This is a genomic window from Actinoplanes sp. CA-051413 (genome assembly GCF_050955795.1).
Taxonomy (GTDB): Bacteria; Actinomycetota; Actinomycetes; order Mycobacteriales; family Micromonosporaceae; genus Actinoplanes.
In genome coordinates this window covers 1,578,192-1,595,000 of sequence record NZ_CP192100.1, presented here as the reverse complement: position 1 = coordinate 1,595,000, position 16,809 = coordinate 1,578,192, and the positions used below count along the sequence as shown (strand labels likewise).

Genomic DNA, 16,809 nt, shown 5'->3' with positions numbered 1-16,809 from the left:
CCAGGAGTGCCGGTACGACAGCCGCTCGCCAGGAGTGCCGGGCTGACAGCTGTCCACGGCCGCCGATCAAGAGCGCCGAGTCCGACAGCCGCCCGCCTGAGTGCCGGGTCAGACAGCCGCCCACAAGAAGTCGCGGTCCCAACATGCCGCTCGCCCGTAAGGCTGGGGCCCGACAGCGGCCCCACCGCTGATGGCCGGTCCAGCAATCACCTGGTGGGAACACTGGGGCAGCATTCGCCTACCGACACTAATCCGCCGCCGTGACTCGTGGGTTCAACGATCGCCCCCGTGGGAGCACCGGGTTGGCACTCGTCCGCCGAGACTGGCGGGTCTGGCAAACGCCCGTTGGAAGCGCTGGGGCAGCAGCTGCCTACCGACATCACGGGTCCGGCAATCGCCGGCCAGGGCTCGCGGTTCCAGCGCACATCCGAGGGGAGCGCTGGCGCAGCACTCGTCCACCGCCATCCGAGGGTCCAGCAATCGCCGGCTGGGGCTCGCGGTTCCAGCGAACGCCGAAGGGACGCCGACGCAGCACTCGCCTCTCGACATCCGAGGGTCCAGCATCGCCGGCTGGGGCTCGCGGTTCCAGAAAACGCCCGGTGGGCGCCTGAGCGGCACTCGCATACCGGCATCCGAGGATCCAGCAATCGCGGGCCGAGACTCGCGGGTCGAGCAAACGCCCGGTGAGTGGGCCGCGGCAGCACTCGCCTACCGACATTCACAGGTCCAGCAATCGCCCGGTGGAAGTGGCGGGTCTAGCGGCCCGCCCGCCGGGAGCGCCCGGTCAGCAATCGCCCGAAGGCAGTGGCGGGTCCAGCGATCGCTTGCGGAACAGAGGCGGGAGTCCGGCAGCCGCCACAGTCAGTGGCAGCTCCCCGACACCGATCGGGTGAGGGTGAGGGTGAGGGTGAGGGACAACGAAGCCGCGCCCCGGGGGTGAGCGAAGACCACCACTCGGGATTACGGCAATGACCTGATGCCTGCTGCAAACCGGCATCCGAACGCGGAACAAGGTCCCCGATCAAGGCACCGATGAAAGCCCCACCGGCACGAGGCTGACCAGCCACGATGCCCGCTCGCCCGCATAAGGAGACCACGGTGCGCGGCCGCAACACCGTCAAGCCCACGGCGCACACCAAACTCGGCTACGTAACGGCGAATCCCGAGCTTCGAGACTCATGACCGCCGAGAAAGGCAGGGGTCACAGCCGGCGGTTGGCCAGGCTTGGTAGCTCAGTCCGGATCTCGTCAAGGCGTTCCAGGTCTAGGTCAGCCGTCACGATGCCCACCGTGTCCGGCGCCTGCGCCACCACCGTCCCCCACGGGTCGATGATCATGCTGCGGCCGAAGCACGTACGGCCGGGGTCGTGGTCGCCGATCTGGCCGGCCGCCACCACGTAGCACTGGTTCTCGATCGCCCGGGCGCGCAGCAGCACCTCCCAGTGGTCGCGTCCGGTGTGCATCATGAACGCCGCCGGCACGATGATCACCTTGGCTTCGCCCTGCACTGCCAGCCGTCGGTACAGCTCCGGGAAACGCAGGTCGTAGCAGATCGACAGGCCCGTCCGGACCCCTTCGATGTCGGTCACCACGGTTTCCTCGCCCGGCGCCACCGAGCGGGATTCCTGGTAGGACACCCGGCCGGGGATCTCCACGTCGTACAGGTGGATCTTGCGGTAGGTAGCCGCGAGCTCGCCCGTCCGGTTGAAGATCAGCGAGGTGTTGTAGGTGCGGTCCGGGTCCGGGCCGGCCTCGTGGAACGAGCCCGCGTGCACCCAGATGCCCAGCTCGCGGGCCGCGCCGGCGAAGAACGCGGCGAATTCGCCGTCGATCGGCTCGGGCTTGGGCAGGCCGGCGGACCGGCCGAGGTAGTCGACGTATTCGGGCAGGACCGCCAGGTCCGCGCCGGCCGCGGCCGCGCGGCCCAGCAACTCGCGGGCGGCGGCCAGATTGGCCGCCCGATCGTCGCGAGCATTGAGCTGGCAAACGGCGACACGCATGACTGCAAGGGTACGGCGCAGAGCCCCGTCCCGCGGCCCACGGACATCAGTGGCCGGGCGGCATCAGCAGCACCTCAGCCCCACAGGCGCACGCCCGGCGGCGAGGAAAGCCCGCAAGCTCGACGCTCAGTGGCCGGGCGGCATCAGCAGCACCTCGGCCCCCACGGGTGCATACCCGGCGGCGAGGAAGGCCCGCAGGCTCGACGCGTTACCGGGTGCGACCTGAGCCCACACCGGCCGACCCTCGGGCACGACGTGGCGCGCCGCTGCCGCCAAGGCCCGGCCCACTCCCCCGTTGCGGGCGCCGGGCTCGACCTCGACGGCGGCCTCCCAACGCCCGCCCAGCCCCCGGCCGAGCACCAGCACCCCCGGCCCGCACGTCCAGACCCGTACCTCGGTGCGGTAACGGCGGGCGCGCACCACCCGGGGGTGGTTGCTGTCCTCGATCAGGGAGAGCTCGACTGAGGGCGGTCCAGCAGCGGGCGGGGCCAGCAGCACCGCGTCGATGTTGCCGGCCGACAGGCGCAGGCGTTCCTCGAGCGCGGCGAGGAAGGTCGCGGAGAGCGGCATGGACAGGTCGTCGCCGGTGCCGAGGTACGAGTCGAGCCAGAACCGGTCGATGTCGGCCGCCACGACGACGTGACCCGGAAACGACACCACCGCCGCCCGCTGGGGCGACGGTGGTGGTACCAGCTCGAGCCAGGGATCGGCCGGGAGTCGTTCGTGATGCTCGATCCCGGCCAGGATCTCCGGCAGTCCGTGCTGAGCCGTCAGGCCGACTTCTCCTCGCGCTCGCGGCGGGCGCGACGGCCCACGAACTCGCGGGGGACGATCGTCGGGATGACGTTCTCCACCACGACCTCGCGGGTGATGAGCACCCGGGCCGCGTCGGGGTTGCTCGGGACCTCGTACATGACCGTCTGGAGGACTTCCTCCATGATCGCGCGGAGGCCGCGAGCGCCGGTGCCACGCAGCATCGCCTGGTCGGCGATCGCCTCGAGAGCACCGGTGTCGAACTCCAGCTCTACGCCGTCCAGCTCGAAGAGACGCTGGTACTGCTTCACGTACGCGTTGCGGGGCTCGGTGAGGATCTTGATCAGCGCCTCACGGTCGAGGTTGCGGACCGTGGTGATGACCGGAAGGCGGCCGATGAACTCGGGGATCAGCCCGAACTTCAGCATGTCCTCCGGCATCACCTTGCTGAAGATGTCGTCGGTGTTGCGCTCGGAGACCGACCGCAGGTGCGCACCGAAGCCGACACCGCCCTGACCGACCCGCGACTCGATGATCCGGTCCAGGCCGGCGAACGCGCCACCCACGATGAACAGCACGTTGGTGGTGTCGATCTGGATGAACTCCTGGTGCGGGTGCTTACGGCCGCCCTGCGGCGGGACGTTCGCGACCGTACCCTCGAGGATCTTCAGCAGGGCCTGCTGCACACCCTCGCCGGAGACGTCCCGGGTGATCGACGGGTTCTCGCTCTTGCGGGCGATCTTGTCGACCTCGTCGATGTAGATGATGCCCTGCTCGGCGCGCTTGACGTCGTAGTCGGCGGCCTGGATGAGCTTGAGCAGGATGTTCTCCACATCCTCGCCCACGTAGCCCGCCTCGGTCAGCGCCGTGGCGTCCGCGATGGCGAACGGCACGTTGAGCATCCGGGCCAGCGTCTGCGCCAGGTGGGTCTTACCGCAGCCGGTGGGGCCGATGAGCATGATGTTGGACTTGGCCACCTCGACGTCGCTGCCACCCCCGGGCGCGCCGGCCGACTCGGCCTGAATCCTCTTGTAGTGGTTGTAGACAGCTACCGAGAGGGCCTTCTTGGCCTGCTCCTGCCCCACCACGTAGGTGTCGAGGAACTGGCAGATCTCCATCGGCTTGGGAAGCTCTTCCCACTTCACCTCGCCGGTTTCGGCCAGCTCTTCCTCAATGATCTCGTTGCAGAGGTCGATGCACTCGTCGCAGATGTAGACACCAGGGCCCGCGATGAGCTTCTTGACCTGCTTCTGGGACTTCCCACAGAAGGAGCACTTCAGTAGGTCGCCACCGTCGCCGATCCGTGCCACCTACGTTCTCCCTGCGCTCATCGGCCGGCTGCTGCCGGCCCCTGGCCTGAGGATGAATTTCCTCGTTGCCGAACCACGTCCTACAGAGTTCATCGTCTGCCGGCCCGCGTTACTGAGGTTGCTGGCTTGACGTTACCCGCTGTGGGGCCGTTCTCCGACCCCCCAAAACGGGCGTGTCAGGGGTCAGTCAGTCTAGCGTGAGCCGACCGACCCCCGACACCGCGTGTCAGCTGCCCGCGCCGACGCCCTGCAGGCTCTTCTTACGGGTGGCCAGGACGGTGTCGACCAGGCCGTACTCCTTGGCCTCGGCCGCCGTCATGATCTTGTCGCGGTCGACGTCCTTACGGACCTGCTCCGGGGTCCGGCCGGAGTGACGGGAGATCATCTCTTCCATCTGGCTCCGCATGCGCAGGATCTCGCGGGCCTGGATCTCGATGTCCGAGCCCTGGCCGTAGCCGCCCTCGGTGGCCGGCTGGTGGATGATGATCCGCGAGTGCGGGAGCGCCATCCGCTTGCCGGGGGTGCCGCCGGCCAGCAGCACCGCGGCCGCGCTGGCCGCCTGGCCCAGGCAGACCGTGCTGATGTCCGGGCGGACGTACTGCATGGTGTCGTAGATCGCCGTCATGGCGGTGAACGAGCCACCGGGCGAGTTGATGTACATCAGGATGTCGCGGTCCGGGTCGGCGCTCTCCAGCGTCAGCAGCTGGGCCATCACGTCGTTGGCCGACGCGTCGTCCACCTGCACGCCGAGGAAGATGATCCGGTCCTCGAACATCTTGTTGTACGGGTTCGACTCCTTCACGCCGTACGACGTGCGCTCGACGAACGAGGGCAGGACGTAGCGGTTGTGCACCGGAGCGAACCCGGGAGACATCGTCAGGTCAGTCATTCTCAGCTCCTCAGTTCAGCGTTCCGGCGCCCTCGGGAACCTGAGTGGCCCCGGTGATCACCTTGTCGATGAAGCCGTAGTTCTTCGCTTCCTCGGCCGTGAACCAGCGGTCCCGGTCGGAGTCGGCCTCGATCTGCGCCTGGTCCTGGCCGGTGTGGAAAGACACCCGCTCCTGGAACATGCGCTTGGTGTAGAGCATCTGCTCGGCCTGGATGGCGATGTCGGCGGCGGTGCCGCCCATGCCGCCGGACGGCTGGTGCATCATGATCCGCGCGTGCGGGAGCGCGTAACGCTTGCCCGTCGTGCCGGCGCAGAGCAGCAACTGCCCCATCGACGCGGCCATGCCCATGGCCACGGTGGAGACGTCGTTGTCGATGAACTGCATCGTGTCGTAGATCGCCATGCCGGAGTACACCGAACCACCCGGCGAGTTGATCCAGAGATTGATGTCGCGGTCCGGGTCCTCCGCGGAGAGCAGGAGCAACTGCGCGCAGATGCGATTGGCAACCTGGTCGGTCACTTCGCTGCCGAGGAAGATGATCCGCTCCCGCAGCAGGCGGTTGTAGACCGAGTCGTCGAGGTTGCCACTGATGGAGTCACCACCACGCAGGGTGGGGCTCGCAGGGATGTGCAGATCGGTCATGGCAGCCCTTCACAGCTGACTGTGTCGGCCGAGCTATCCGGCCGGCAGGTTGTCCGTCGTACGACCAACCTAACCGGTCGCATGCGCATCAGCTTCCCGCTCGGGCAGGTGTTCGCTGACAGCGCATCAGCTCCGCCGTACCCGGAAAAAGAGCGGCCGCCGCGCGCCGGAAGCGACGCGCGGCGGCCGATCCATGGCACCAGCTCAGTGGTTGTGCCCGGCGTGCTCGTCCTCGGAGGCCTCGCGGAGGTCGTCGAGGGAGAGCGTGTTGCCGGCGGAGTCGTTCATCGTGACCCGCTCCATGACGCTGGCCAGGGCCTTGCCGCGGCGCACGTCGCCGAAGACGGCCGCGGCCGCCCCCGACTGGACGAGCTGGTCGTAATACTGCTGCGGCTGCATCTGGGCGCGCTGGGCGCGGTGCACGATCTCGTGCCCGAACTCGTCGTCGGAGACCTGGATGTCCTCGGCGTCCGCGATGGTGTCGAGCAGCAGCTGGATCCGGACGCCCTCGGTGGCCGCCTCGGTCAGCTCGGTGTCGATCTGCTCCTCGGTCTTCTCCTCGGAGGTCAGGTAGTCCTCCAGGGTGGCGCCGATGCGCTCCAGCTGGTCGGTCATGGCCTGCTTGCGGCCCTCGACCTCGTCCTTGACGATGCCCTCGGGAGCGGGGATCTCGGCGGCCTCGACGAGCTGCTTGAGCGCCTCGTCGCGGGCGGCGTAGATCTGCTCGACCTTCTTGACCTTGCCGAGCCGCTCACGCAGGTCGTTCTTCAGCTCGTCCAGGGTGTCGAACTCGCTGGCCAGCTGGGCGAACTCGTCGTCGATCTCGGGCAGCTGCTTGTCCTTGACCGAGTTGACCTTGACCGACACCTCGGCGTCGCGGCCGGCGAAGTCGCCGCCGACGAGCTGCGTGGTGAAGGTGGCATCGGCGCCGGCGACCAGGCCGACCAGGACCTCGTCGAGGCCCGGGAGGAGCTGCTTGCTGCCGACCTCGTGCGAGATGTTCGTCGCGGAGCCGCCGGGCACCTCCTCGCCGTCGACCGTCGCGCGCAGGTCGAGCTGGACGTAGTCGCCCTCCTCGGCCGGGCGGTCCACGGTCTTGAGGGTGGCGAAACGCTCCCGCAGGCCGTTGATCTGCTCGTCGATCTCGTTGTCACCGATCTCCACGGCCGGCACCGTGACGGAGATGCCGGACAGGTCGGGAATCGAGATCTCCGGCCGGACGTCGACCTCGGCGGTGAACTTCAGCGGCTCGTTGTCGGCGAACTCGGTGATCTCCACCTCGGGCCGGCCCAGCGTCTTGACGTCGTGCTCGCGCACCGCTGCGAGGATCTGCTGCGGGATGGCCTCCTGGACGGCCTCGTTGAGGACCGTGCCCCGGCCGACGCGCTGGTCGATGACCGCGGCGGGGATCTTGCCCCGGCGGAAGCCGGGGATCTGGACCTGAGAACCGATTTCGCGGTACGCCTTCAGCAGGCTGGGCTTCAGCTCGTCGAACGGCACCTCGATGGCGAGCCGCACCCGAGTCGGACTCAGAGTCTCGACGGTGCTCTTCACAGGCGTACTCCTTGATGGATCTCTTCGATGTTGGTGAAGTCGGGGTGGCGGGATTTGAACCCACGGCCCCTCGCTCCCAAAGCGAGTGCGCTACCAAGCTGCGCCACACCCCGTGGCGACGGCAAGTGTATGCGGTCCGCCGCGTGTCGTGTGCCGCGGCGTCACCCGGGTGCGCCACGCGGGGGATATCGGGTTCGCATGCCGCGACGGCATTCAGTAGTGTGGGGCACGCGCGGCACCGTGGTGCGGCGCATGCGGGCGTAGCTCAATGGTAGAGCCTCAGTCTTCCAAACTGATTACGCGAGTTCGATTCTCGTCGCCCGCTCCACGTGCATCGGCCCAGTTCAGAGACGGTTTCCTCGACCTGGGCCGTCGTCATTCCCGGCCTCGGACAATCGTGTCGGCCACCGGAAACGTGCTCGGCATTCGCGGCGGAGGCTGCGATCATCCGGCGATGGGGATCTGGTCCTTCGGCGGCGAGCAGTACGAGATCATCTCGATGTACAGCCTCCCTGACGATGCCTGGCACTACGAGCTGACCGGACTGACCGGCCCGCCCGACACCAGGCCCTACCTGGCCGTCGACATCCCCGACGCGACTCCGGACGGGACCTTCACGCCGAGGCCGGCACAACAAGTCGTGGTCCATGCCGGCGGCGGCGTCCTGCCCTGGCTCGTCCTGATGAAGCTGATCGCCCAGCTCAACTCCAGCGGTGACCTGGTCAACGAGGAGCGCGACCTGTCAGCCGACGCCACGGCGCTCCCGTTGACGCTCAACACCTGGGCACACGGGAGTCAACGGTTCGTGGTCAACCAGTTCCACTACGGCGACGTCGACTCGTGGTGTTACGAGTTGTACGAGGTCGACCCGGACGCCACCGAGAACAACTTTCTCGACGTCCGCATCCCCGACGCCTCGCCGGAGGACGGGCCGTTCGTCCCTATGCCGGCCGACCACGTGACGTTGACCATGCACGGCCGCTGGGCGCTCCCCTGGCCGGTCTTCCGGCGCTTCCTCGACGCCGTCCAGGCGGCCGGAGACATCGTGGCGCCGGACCGGAGCTGATGATCGCCGCGGGGTGATCGCCCATACTTGGCGGCCATGGGAGTCCAGGCGTACGTGTACTGCCGTTGCTGGCAGGACGGGCTGGCCGTACCGCCGCCGGTCGGGCCGGTCGGCTTCGACGAGGACGGCCGGCTCGGTTTTCTGGAGCCCTGGGATCGCAGCAACGCGGACGAGCACGGCGACGTCGAGCACTGACTGGAGCACGGCTGCCCGCACGAGAACATGAAGTTCCTGCGCGAGGAGATCGGCGCCTGGGCCGGCGTGCGGTACTTCCAGCAGGCCCTGCGGGAGGCGGACGATTCCGCCTTCCCCACGCTGCTCAGATACCTGCCGAAGACCAACGACGGCTGGATTCCCGCCGCTGAGGTGCCTGCCGTCCTGGCCGAGCTGGACCACTTCGAGCACCGGGCCCGGCTGTCGGACGAGATCGTCCTGGTCGACGAAGTGACCGGCGACGCGTTCTACAGCTACATCAAGAGCTATCGCGGCGTGTTCGCCTGGGGGCATTACAACCTGGGGGTCGGCCCCGACGGCTTCTTCGTTGTCGACAATCGCGCCGATCCGCCGGCCACGGTGTTCCGGGCGCGCCGGTTCGAGCAGCGCGTGCTGCCCGGTGGCGAGCTGGAACTCACCGGTGACGGGCAGACAGTACGGCTGGCGACGACGCCGATCGCCAACTATCTGCCGGTGCCACCGCAGCGGCTGGCCGTACAGGTCAGGTCGCGCACGGCGGCGGACTTCGCCCGCATGGTGGGGACGCTGCGGCGGCTGTGTGCCGCGTCGCTGGCGACCGGCAATCCCGTGAACTGGATCTGACGGGCCTTTGGACCCGGCGGGACCAGACGTGTGGCCCTCACGCCGGTGCCGTCGCCCGCGGTGTGCTGGGCTCATGTTCACCACCGTTGAGATGCTGGCCGACCAGCCGTTCCTGGCCGGGCTCACCGAGCATCAGCTCGGGCTGCTCGCCCCGCTGACCAGCCGGTCGATGTTCCACGCCGGGAACCGGATCTTCGGCCAGGGCACGCCCGCCGAGCAGTTCTGGCTGATCACCGACGGCCGGGTGTACCTGGACGCCGAGGTGCCCGGTTACGACAACTTCGTGCTGGAGACGCTCAAGCCCGGTGCCGTGCTCGGGTGGTCGTGGTTGTTCCCGCCGTACCGGTGGCATTTCGGTGCTGTCGCGACCAGCACCGCGCACACGCTGACCTTCAACGGGCCCCTCGTCCGGGCCCTGTGCCAGCGGGACCCGGCGCTGGGCTTCGAGCTCACCAGCCGCTTCCTGCTGGTCATGGGTGAGCGTCTCCAGTCGGCCCGGAGCCGGCTGCAGGACTGCCAGCGGGCGGCCGGTCACCGGAACGACGTGTGACGGCGAGCAAATTCAAGACCACCGCGTACGCGGCCGCGCTGATCAGCAGGGCGACGGTGGCGGATCGGCCCATGTCCCCCACCGGTACGGGCGGGAACTCCCACACGTCGGCCGACAACCCGGCCAGCGCGACCGCCGCGCCCGCCGCCACGAACGGGACCGCCCACAGCAACCACGGCCAGGCGTCGAACTCGTCGTCCTGGACCAGCCCGGTCAGGGTGGTCACGCTCCAGAACATCAGGAAGAGAGCCAGCAGCGGCCATCGGCGTCTCCGGAGGCGCCGGCTGCTGTCGATCAGGATGCCGAGACCGACTCCGGCCGCGGCGTACAGGGGGAAGGCCGCCAGCTCGCGGAGCAGTACCCGCATCAGGATCGGATCGTCGACCGCCGGGAAGGCGGCGGGCCGGACGCTCTCCAGCGCCGCCGCCAGCGGGAAGGCGGCGGCGACCGTCACGCCGGCCAGCACGACACCGAGCGCCACCGCCATCGCCAGAGCGACCGCGTGCCGGTGCCGGCGGCTCAGCGCGATCCCGGCGATCAGGGCCAGCAGCTGACCGCAGAGCACGCCGGAGGTGTACCGGAAGATGCGCCGGGTCTGCACCCACTCCAGCTGCTGACCGTCTCCCTGCGGGTCGAAATTGACCCAGTACTCGTAGTAGCCGGTGTTGAACGGCATCGCCGCCCAGGCCAGGACGGCCGCCACCGGTACGCACCAGACCGCGGGGTGACTCACCACGCGGCGCAGCGTGGCCGCATCGATCGCTGTCGGCATTCCTGCAGACTGGCAACTCCAGTCAAACCGAGGAGCGATACCGGCCCGGCGCGCGGGCCGGCATCGCGTGGTGGCTAGCGGCCGCTCAGCGCCGTACCCGTCTCCAGGACCGACTTGAGGTCGCTGAGCACCCAGGCCCAGCCACCGCCACCCGCCTCGTCGAGCGGGGAACCCGCGACCATCGTCGCGGTGGCCGGGGCACCGGCCATCTCGTGGGTGACCGTCAGGCGGCAGACGCCGGGCTGGGACTTCAGCTCCTCGATGAGGTACGTCAGGGTCGTGTACGGCTCCGCGGCCGTCGCCGGGTCCATCAGCATCCGCCAGGTCTGCACCAGCAGCCGGGGCGGGTCGCTCTCCACGACCTCGCCGTCGACGATGCGGTCCGGGATCGGGAAGCCGTTCTCCTTGCCGAACTCGCGCATCTCGTCGGTGGCGTCCGAGTGGTACTCGCCGCCGGGCTTGAGGTCGAAGTAGGCCGGGGCGGCATAGCCGTACTTCACGGTCCACTCCGGGTCGGTGATCGCGGTCCAGATCTTCTCCGGCGTGGCCTTGATCCACACGCGGTAGACCTGGGTCGGCAGGGCGGTCGTCTCGGTGGTCATGTCTCGTCCTCCAGCGCGTTCTTGAGATCGACGAGCGCCGTCACGTGACGCTCGGTGTACTTGTCGATCCAGCGGTCGTGGATCAGCCGGATCGGCACCGGATTGAGGAAGTGCAACTTCTCCCGGCCCGCGCGGCGGACCACGACCAGCCCCGCCTCCTCGAGCACCTTGAGGTGCTTGGCCACGCCGAAGCGGGTCATCTCCACCTCGGACTCGAGCTCGGTGAGCGTGCGGCCCTCGCGGGTGAAGAGCAGGTCGAGCAGGAAGCGACGGGTCGGGTCGGCGAGTGCCTTGAACACCCTGTCGTCGTCGTCCGTCATGACGCCAAGTTATGTGACCATTGGGTCACATGTCAAGGCGCGAAAAACTCCGCCCGGCGTTCGGCCGGACGGAGTCGGTGGTGCTCAGCGGCGGCGGACCAGCCGGCGCAGCTGGATGATCCGGACCGAGGCCACCGCCATGGCGATGAACGCGCCGCACACCCCGGCGATCAGCATCGCCAGCGCCAGCGGGATCTGGCCGTCGAACCAGAGGAAGCTCAGCCGCACGTTGCCGGTGTTCTGGGCCACGAAGATGATCAGCAGGATCAGGCCGACGGCGCCGGCCCACACCCCGAACCAGACCGCACTGGTACGGGTCCGCGGCACCCGCGGCGACTCCCGGCGGGGCGGCGCCTCACCAGCGCCTTCGAGACCCGCCAGCGTCCCGGCCAGCTCCGGCGGGAGCGGCGGTGGCGCGTCCTCGGCGGGGGTGAGCGGACGGTTCTCGGATGGGAAGACCATAACTCTCAGTCTTGCCCATCGGTGCGCTCCGTCAACCCTGTTCACCGGTCTTGCCAGATTTAAGCCGAAGCTAATAGACCTGTGTCGAAAAAGGACGTTACCGTCGGCGCCGGACCGCCCTCCCCACTCCACCCCCAACGATTCGGATCACCATGCGCAGACCCGTCCTCATCGTCGGCGGCATGGCCGTCGTCACCGTCGTCGCCGGAATCGCCGTTGCGGCCAGTGCCAGCGCCGGCACCACGACGTACGAGGCCGAAGCCTCCGTCAACACCTTCGCCGGCGGCGCCCACACCGTCGACTGCCGGCGCTGCTCCGGCGGCAGCCGCGTCACCGGCATCGGCGGCCAGGGCGTCCTCACGATCACCGGAGTGGTGGCCGAGAAGGACGGACCGGCCCGCCTGGCCGTCACGTACACAGCTGAGCGCAGCCGGACCGCGCAGATCAGCGTGAACGGCGCCGTCCCCACCGCCATCGTCTTCCCCGGCACCCGCGGCACGTCCCGGCCGGCCACCCTGCGGCTCACCGCGACGTTGCGCGCCGGCGACAACAACCTGGCCTTCGCCAACTCGGTCGGCGCCGCGCCGGACATCGACAAGGTGGTCATCACCACCGACGGCACGCCGCCGACCTCGGCCCCGACGGCCACGGCCTCCGGCGTGCCCGGGGCCACCGCCACGGTCACGCCCGGCGAGACCGCGCCACCCACTCTGCCGACGTCGCCGCCGGCCTCCGGGACACCGGCTCCGAGCAGCCCGACCCCCACCGGTACGGCACCCGGCGGCACCACCCCGGCCACTCCTTCCACGCCGCGGCCGACGGCGACGCCCACCACCCCGGCCAGCCCGTCGGCGCCCGCGACGACCACCGCGGCACCCAAGCCCACCACCGAGCCGACCGGCAACGCGGCGCTGGAGGCCGAGGTCGTCCGGATCGTCAACACCGAACGGGCGAAGGCCGGCTGCGCGGCACTGACCGCCGACGACCGGCTCACCGCGGCGGCCCGCGGACACTCGGCGGACATGGCGGCCCGCGGCTACTTCAGCCACACCACCCCGGAGGGCGTCGAGTTCTCCACCCGCATCACCAGCGCCGGTTACCGCTGGTCCGGGGCGGGCGAGAACATCGCCAAGGGCCAGCGCACCCCGGCCGACGTCATGACCAGCTGGATGAACAGCGCCGGGCACAAGGCCAACATCCTCAACTGCGGGTTCAAGAACATCGGCGTCGGCGTGGCGGCCGACGCCCAGGGCTCGCTGGTGTGGACCCAGGACTTCGCCAGCCCGCTGTAGTCAGCCGGCCCGGCGCCGTTCGGTCAGCCCACGTACCGGCGGGCAGACGAACGGCGCTGGGCCGCATCGAGCGGCGCGAGCCGGGCCTCGACGGCGGCCGGACGCGGACGCCGCTGCGTGACCAGCCACGGCAGGCCACGCGCGGCGTCCCAGGCGGCGAGCGCCGAGGTGCGGTCCCGGGGCACCGTCCGGGCCAGGAACATCGTCCGGCGCAGCGCCGCCGGCAACGGGCGCCGCAGCCAGGTGAACCACAGCGTGTTGCGGATCCCGACACGGCGGCGCAGCCGGGCGTCCCGCAGCTTCGACGCCCGGTGGTGCACGACCAGATCCTCGCGGTAGCAGAGCTCCCAGCCGCCGCTGAGCAGGTCGGTGGCGAGCAGCTCCTCCTCGCCGCCGAGCCACAACCGGCTGCTGAAACCGCCGTGGGCCAGGAACGCGTCCCGGCGGACCACGGACGCACCCGCGAGGAAGCTGCCGATCGCGGGGCCGGGCAGCCAGTTTGGGCCCGGCACCGGTGACTCACGCAGTTCGGTGACAATCGGATCGTCCACGCCGCTGGGCTCCACAACGATCCGGGCACAGAGCACGGCGATCTTCGGGTACGCGTCGAGCAGATCCGCAGCCCGGGTCAGCGAGCCCGGCTCCCACCACGTGTCGTCGTCGCAGAACGCCACGTACGGAGTGTCAAGCTCGCGTACGCCGATGTTGCGACCCACAGCGCCGAGGTTCTCACTCAGAGCAACCACGCGGACCGAGGGGAAGCGCGAGCGCACCGCGTCGGCCGTGCCGTCGGTCGAACCGTTGTCGACCAGTACGACCGGCGGGCGTTCCGGCAGCTCCACCAGGCGGCTCAGGGCCGCCAGCGCCTCCTCGCGCCGCTGCCACGTGATGACCACGACGCCTGTCCGTTCATCGACCATGGTCGCGCGGTTACCCACCCACAGGTCGTTAAGGCGTCATCCGCGCCACACCACGCGCTGTAACCGGTCAGCGAAAAAGGTCGACGGTCCAGTTGAAGGCCGTCATGACCCACTCCGTCTGGCGCAGGTGGGCGACGCCCACGCCGGCCAGGAAGAGCCCCGCGACGATGTGCGAGCCGCGGGCGGTGCGGCGCACCCGGCCGAACTGCCGCTCCAGCACCAGCCGGCCGACCAGCCGGGACAGCGCGAACAGACCCGCGGCGACCAGCAGCGACACGATGAAGACAACGACCGGTGTGGTGAGGTCACCGTCGGACGAGATCGCCCAGATGCCCCAGCAGACGAACGCGAACAGCATGCCCGCGAAGCTCCACTCGCCGCCGCGGCGCAGCTGACCGAGGTGCCAGCCGAGCGGACGGCGCTCCTGCGGCGCCTCGGCACCGGGCCAGCCCGTGCCGGTCGGCTCATGCCCGGCCGCGAACTGCTGGGTGCGCGGATGCGGATTCACCGCGGCTCGGCCGCTGGAGAACGGCGAGGGCGGCGGCGCGGGCGGTCCCGGCTGGGCCGGCCGAGTCGGCTGGCTCGGCTGGACCGGCTGGGTCGGCGGCCCGGAGGCCGGACGCGACGGCACCGGGGCCGTCGGCGGATTGGCCCAGGGATCCTGCGGTGGCATGTCGAGCGTCCGCTCGGACCACTGCGGTTGCTCAGGCATTGTTCCCCTCCCCGGTACGGCCGGTTGCCGCCCTGCTTCGAGAGTAACGAGCCAACAAATAGGTCGCCGTCGCGCGCGCCGTCCGTTACACAATCAGCATGGACGACTCCGGGATCACCATCAGGACGGGCGACGCCGACGACTGGCCGGCCGTCTCCGAACTGCTGAGCTTCGCCTTCCACGAGCAGGTCACCCCGGAGGCCCGTGACGTCGAGGGATCGGTCGTCGAGCCCGAGCGCACGCTGGTCGCCGAGGACGGCGGCACCATCGTCGGGCACGCGGCGGCGTACACCCGGGAATTGACCGTGCCCGGCACGATCCTGCCGGCCGCCCACGTCACGCTGGTCGGCGTCGCGCCGACCCACAAACGCCGCGGGCTGCTCACCCGGATGATGCACCGCCAGCTGCGGGAGATCGCGGCCGCGGGCCGCGAGCCGATCGCGGTCCTCTGGGCCAGCGAGACCAAGATCTATCCGCGCTTCGGGTACGGACCGGCGGCCCAGCGCCTGCAGATGCAGATCATGATGCGGGAGCTACGGCCGCCGGCGGGAATCGCACCCGGCTCGGCCGACCGGCTGCGCCTGATCGACCCGAAAGACGCGATCGCCGAGCTGGCCAAGGTCTACGAACGGGTACGCCCGGAGCGCACCGGCTGGTCCAGCCGCGACGACCGCTGGTGGCGTTTCGTGCTGAGCGACATCGAGTCCCAGCGCGAGGGCGCGACCAGTTTGCGCGGTGTGGTGCACGAGACCCCGCACGGCCCGACGGGATACGCGCTGTGGCGCACCAAGGGCCGCTGGGAACGGCACGGGCCGAACAGCGACGTACAGGTGCGCGAGGTGGTGGCCGACGACCCGGCCGCGTACGCCGCCCTGTGGAACTTCCTGCTGACCATCGACCTCGCCCGCTCGGTGACGGTCAGCTTCGCGGCCGTGGACGAACCCCTGCAGTACCTGGTCGACGAACCCCGCCGGCTCGGCACCACCCTGGCCGACAGCCTCTGGATCCGCATCACCGACCTGCCGAAAGCCCTGGCCGCGCGGACGTACGCGGCCCCGGTCGACGTCGTGCTGGACGTCACGGACCCGCTGCTGGAACAGAACACCGGGCGGTGGCGGCTCACTGCGGGCCCGGACGGTCGCGCCACCTGTACGGCGACGAATGAACCGGCCGACCTGGCGTGCACGGTGCTGGAGCTAGGCTCGGCCTATCTGGGGGCTACCTCACTCGCTGCCCTGGGTGCGGCGGGTACGGTCCGGGAGCTGACCCGGGGGAGCCTGCGGAAGGCGTCCATCGCGTTCGGCTGGCATCGGATGCCCAATCCCGTCGAGGTGTTCTGAATGGGGCGGGCGACGGTAGGTTCGGCGTCATGGGCGAAGAACCCGAACGTCGACGCCGTCGCTTGCGTCCCTCCTCGTCGGCCGCGACCCCGCCCGCCACGCCGACCGACCCGGCCTCCGGGGCGGCGGGGCCAGCCGTGACCGGCGGGCCGGCTCCCACCGCTGAGCGAGCCGCTGCCCAGTCGGGTGGCGCCCAGCCTGGCGCTGCCCGGCCTGCTTCGACGCCCGCGGCTGGCGCCGCCCACTCCAGCGCCCCCCACTCCGGGGGCGCTCAGTCTTCCGCCGCGCAGTCTTCCGGCGCCCCCGCTTCCGCCGTCCGGTCGGTCGCTGCGCAGGCCGGGGCCGCCGGGTCTGTCGCTGCGCAGGCCGGGGCCGCCGGACTTTTCGCCGGTCGGCCGGTGGCTGATCGGTCCGTAAGCGGGCAGCCGGTGGCTGAGACTTCTGCGGTGGCCGACCCTGAAGCGGCGCCGGTGGAAGTCGCGGAGGTGGGTCCTCGGCCTGGGGCTCGGCCAGGCCGGACCGGGCTGCCGGCCGGGCGTCCCGCGCGGCCCGTCGCCCGGCCGACGTCGGGTGCGGGCGCCGGCGGGGACGACCAGTCGGAGCGGGGGCTGCGTGGCCTGGTCGGCTCCGGGTCGTCGCAGGTCAGCGTGGGCGCGGCTCTGCGGGCCCGGGACGCCGCCCGGCCCACGGCCGAGCAGCTCGCCGAGGCCGAGGCGGAGCTGGTCATCGTGCGGCGCAACTGGATGCCGCGCGAGGACCTGCCCCGCAACCGCTAGCCCGCCGGCAGCTCGCCGAGGCCGCACGGGCCA

General features: G+C 70.1%; 19 protein-coding genes and 2 tRNA genes. 8 read left to right on the top strand and 13 right to left on the bottom strand.

Annotated features, from left to right (window positions below):
• Window positions 1-1,201: 1,201 nt before the first annotated feature.
• From ACQP2Y_RS07655 to ACQP2Y_RS07625, 7 genes are all read right to left on the bottom strand, one after another.
• Window positions 1,202-1,999, bottom strand: a complete 798-nt coding sequence (locus ACQP2Y_RS07655) for a carbon-nitrogen hydrolase family protein (protein WP_433725849.1) — start codon at window positions 1,997-1,999, stop codon at window positions 1,202-1,204.
• A 126-nt stretch (window positions 2,000-2,125) separates the two neighbouring features.
• Window positions 2,126-2,659, bottom strand: a complete 534-nt coding sequence (locus ACQP2Y_RS07650; RefSeq protein ID WP_433725847.1) for a GNAT family N-acetyltransferase — start codon at window positions 2,657-2,659, stop codon at window positions 2,126-2,128.
• Between the two features lie 110 nt (window positions 2,660-2,769).
• Window positions 2,770-4,062 carry an ATP-dependent Clp protease ATP-binding subunit ClpX gene (clpX, locus tag ACQP2Y_RS07645; RefSeq protein WP_125811422.1) on the bottom strand — a complete coding sequence of 431 codons (1,293 nt, stop codon included), beginning with the start codon at window positions 4,060-4,062 and terminating at the stop codon, window positions 2,770-2,772.
• A gap of 226 nt (window positions 4,063-4,288) precedes the next feature.
• Window positions 4,289-4,951, bottom strand: a complete 663-nt coding sequence (locus ACQP2Y_RS07640) for an ATP-dependent Clp protease proteolytic subunit (RefSeq protein WP_212989818.1) — start codon at window positions 4,949-4,951, stop codon at window positions 4,289-4,291.
• A gap of 10 nt (window positions 4,952-4,961) precedes the next feature.
• The gene (locus ACQP2Y_RS07635; RefSeq protein WP_433725844.1) at window positions 4,962-5,594 is read right to left on the bottom strand and encodes an ATP-dependent Clp protease proteolytic subunit; all 633 of its coding nucleotides are present in this window, start codon (window positions 5,592-5,594) and stop codon (window positions 4,962-4,964) included.
• 204 nt (window positions 5,595-5,798) lie between these two features.
• Complete coding sequence (gene tig / locus ACQP2Y_RS07630; protein WP_360825006.1) at window positions 5,799-7,148, bottom strand: trigger factor; 1,350 nt, start codon at window positions 7,146-7,148, stop codon at window positions 5,799-5,801.
• Window positions 7,149-7,187: 39 nt separating this feature from the next.
• Window positions 7,188-7,261: transfer RNA gene (locus ACQP2Y_RS07625), tRNA-Pro, on the bottom strand.
• A 141-nt stretch (window positions 7,262-7,402) separates the two neighbouring features.
• On the opposite strand from ACQP2Y_RS07625, the gene ACQP2Y_RS07620 reads away from it, so the two are divergent.
• The 5 genes from ACQP2Y_RS07620 (at window position 7,403) to ACQP2Y_RS07600 (ending at window position 9,580) form a co-directional block, all read left to right on the top strand.
• Window positions 7,403-7,476, top strand: a tRNA-Gly gene (locus ACQP2Y_RS07620).
• Between the two features lie 126 nt (window positions 7,477-7,602).
• Window positions 7,603-8,214: a hypothetical protein gene (locus ACQP2Y_RS07615; RefSeq protein ID WP_433725842.1), complete on the top strand. Its 612-nt coding sequence runs from the start codon at window positions 7,603-7,605 to the stop codon at window positions 8,212-8,214.
• Window positions 8,215-8,250: 36 nt separating this feature from the next.
• A complete protein-coding gene (locus ACQP2Y_RS07610) occupies window positions 8,251-8,409 on the top strand; it encodes a hypothetical protein (RefSeq protein ID WP_433725840.1) in 159 nt (52 codons plus the stop codon).
• Between the two features lie 27 nt (window positions 8,410-8,436).
• Window positions 8,437-9,030: a hypothetical protein gene (locus ACQP2Y_RS07605; RefSeq protein WP_433725838.1), complete on the top strand. Its 594-nt coding sequence runs from the start codon at window positions 8,437-8,439 to the stop codon at window positions 9,028-9,030.
• Window positions 9,031-9,103: 73 nt separating this feature from the next.
• The gene (locus ACQP2Y_RS07600) at window positions 9,104-9,580 is read left to right on the top strand and encodes a cyclic nucleotide-binding domain-containing protein (protein ID WP_433725836.1); all 477 of its coding nucleotides are present in this window, start codon (window positions 9,104-9,106) and stop codon (window positions 9,578-9,580) included.
• On the opposite strand, the gene ACQP2Y_RS07595 is transcribed toward ACQP2Y_RS07600, so the two are convergent.
• From ACQP2Y_RS07595 to ACQP2Y_RS07580, 4 genes are all read right to left on the bottom strand, one after another.
• Window positions 9,501-10,352: a hypothetical protein gene (locus tag ACQP2Y_RS07595; RefSeq protein WP_433725834.1), complete on the bottom strand. Its 852-nt coding sequence runs from the start codon at window positions 10,350-10,352 to the stop codon at window positions 9,501-9,503. The genes ACQP2Y_RS07600 and ACQP2Y_RS07595 overlap by 80 nt on opposite strands.
• A gap of 74 nt (window positions 10,353-10,426) precedes the next feature.
• Entirely contained in the window at window positions 10,427-10,954 is a 528-nt protein-coding gene (locus ACQP2Y_RS07590) for an SRPBCC domain-containing protein (RefSeq protein ID WP_433725832.1), read from the bottom strand.
• On the bottom strand, window positions 10,951-11,274 hold the full coding sequence (locus ACQP2Y_RS07585) for an ArsR/SmtB family transcription factor (protein ID WP_360824985.1): 324 nt from the start codon (window positions 11,272-11,274) through the stop codon (window positions 10,951-10,953). The genes ACQP2Y_RS07590 and ACQP2Y_RS07585 overlap by 4 nt, the downstream gene beginning before the upstream one ends.
• Before the next feature lie 84 nt (window positions 11,275-11,358).
• Entirely contained in the window at window positions 11,359-11,736 is a 378-nt protein-coding gene (locus tag ACQP2Y_RS07580) for a LapA family protein (protein WP_433725829.1), read from the bottom strand.
• Between the two features lie 152 nt (window positions 11,737-11,888).
• Here ACQP2Y_RS07580 and ACQP2Y_RS07575 point away from each other — a divergent pair, with 152 nt between their 5' ends.
• Entirely contained in the window at window positions 11,889-13,028 is a 1,140-nt protein-coding gene (locus ACQP2Y_RS07575; RefSeq protein ID WP_433725827.1) for a CAP domain-containing protein, read from the top strand.
• A gap of 23 nt (window positions 13,029-13,051) precedes the next feature.
• Here ACQP2Y_RS07575 and ACQP2Y_RS07570 read toward each other — a convergent pair whose 3' ends face one another.
• Window positions 13,052-13,948, bottom strand: a complete 897-nt coding sequence (locus ACQP2Y_RS07570; RefSeq protein ID WP_433725825.1) for a glycosyltransferase family 2 protein — start codon at window positions 13,946-13,948, stop codon at window positions 13,052-13,054.
• A 67-nt stretch (window positions 13,949-14,015) separates the two neighbouring features.
• Entirely contained in the window at window positions 14,016-14,660 is a 645-nt protein-coding gene (locus tag ACQP2Y_RS07565; protein ID WP_433725823.1) for a DNA-directed RNA polymerase II, read from the bottom strand.
• 98 nt (window positions 14,661-14,758) lie between these two features.
• Between ACQP2Y_RS07565 and ACQP2Y_RS07560 the strand changes: the two genes are divergently transcribed.
• Together ACQP2Y_RS07560 and ACQP2Y_RS07555 are read left to right on the top strand one after the other, a co-directional pair.
• Window positions 14,759-16,000 carry a GNAT family N-acetyltransferase gene (locus ACQP2Y_RS07560; RefSeq protein ID WP_433725821.1) on the top strand — a complete coding sequence of 414 codons (1,242 nt, stop codon included), beginning with the start codon at window positions 14,759-14,761 and terminating at the stop codon, window positions 15,998-16,000.
• A gap of 485 nt (window positions 16,001-16,485) precedes the next feature.
• A complete protein-coding gene (locus tag ACQP2Y_RS07555; protein ID WP_433731815.1) occupies window positions 16,486-16,776 on the top strand; it encodes a hypothetical protein in 291 nt (96 codons plus the stop codon).
• The last annotated feature ends 33 nt before the right edge of the window (window positions 16,777-16,809 follow it).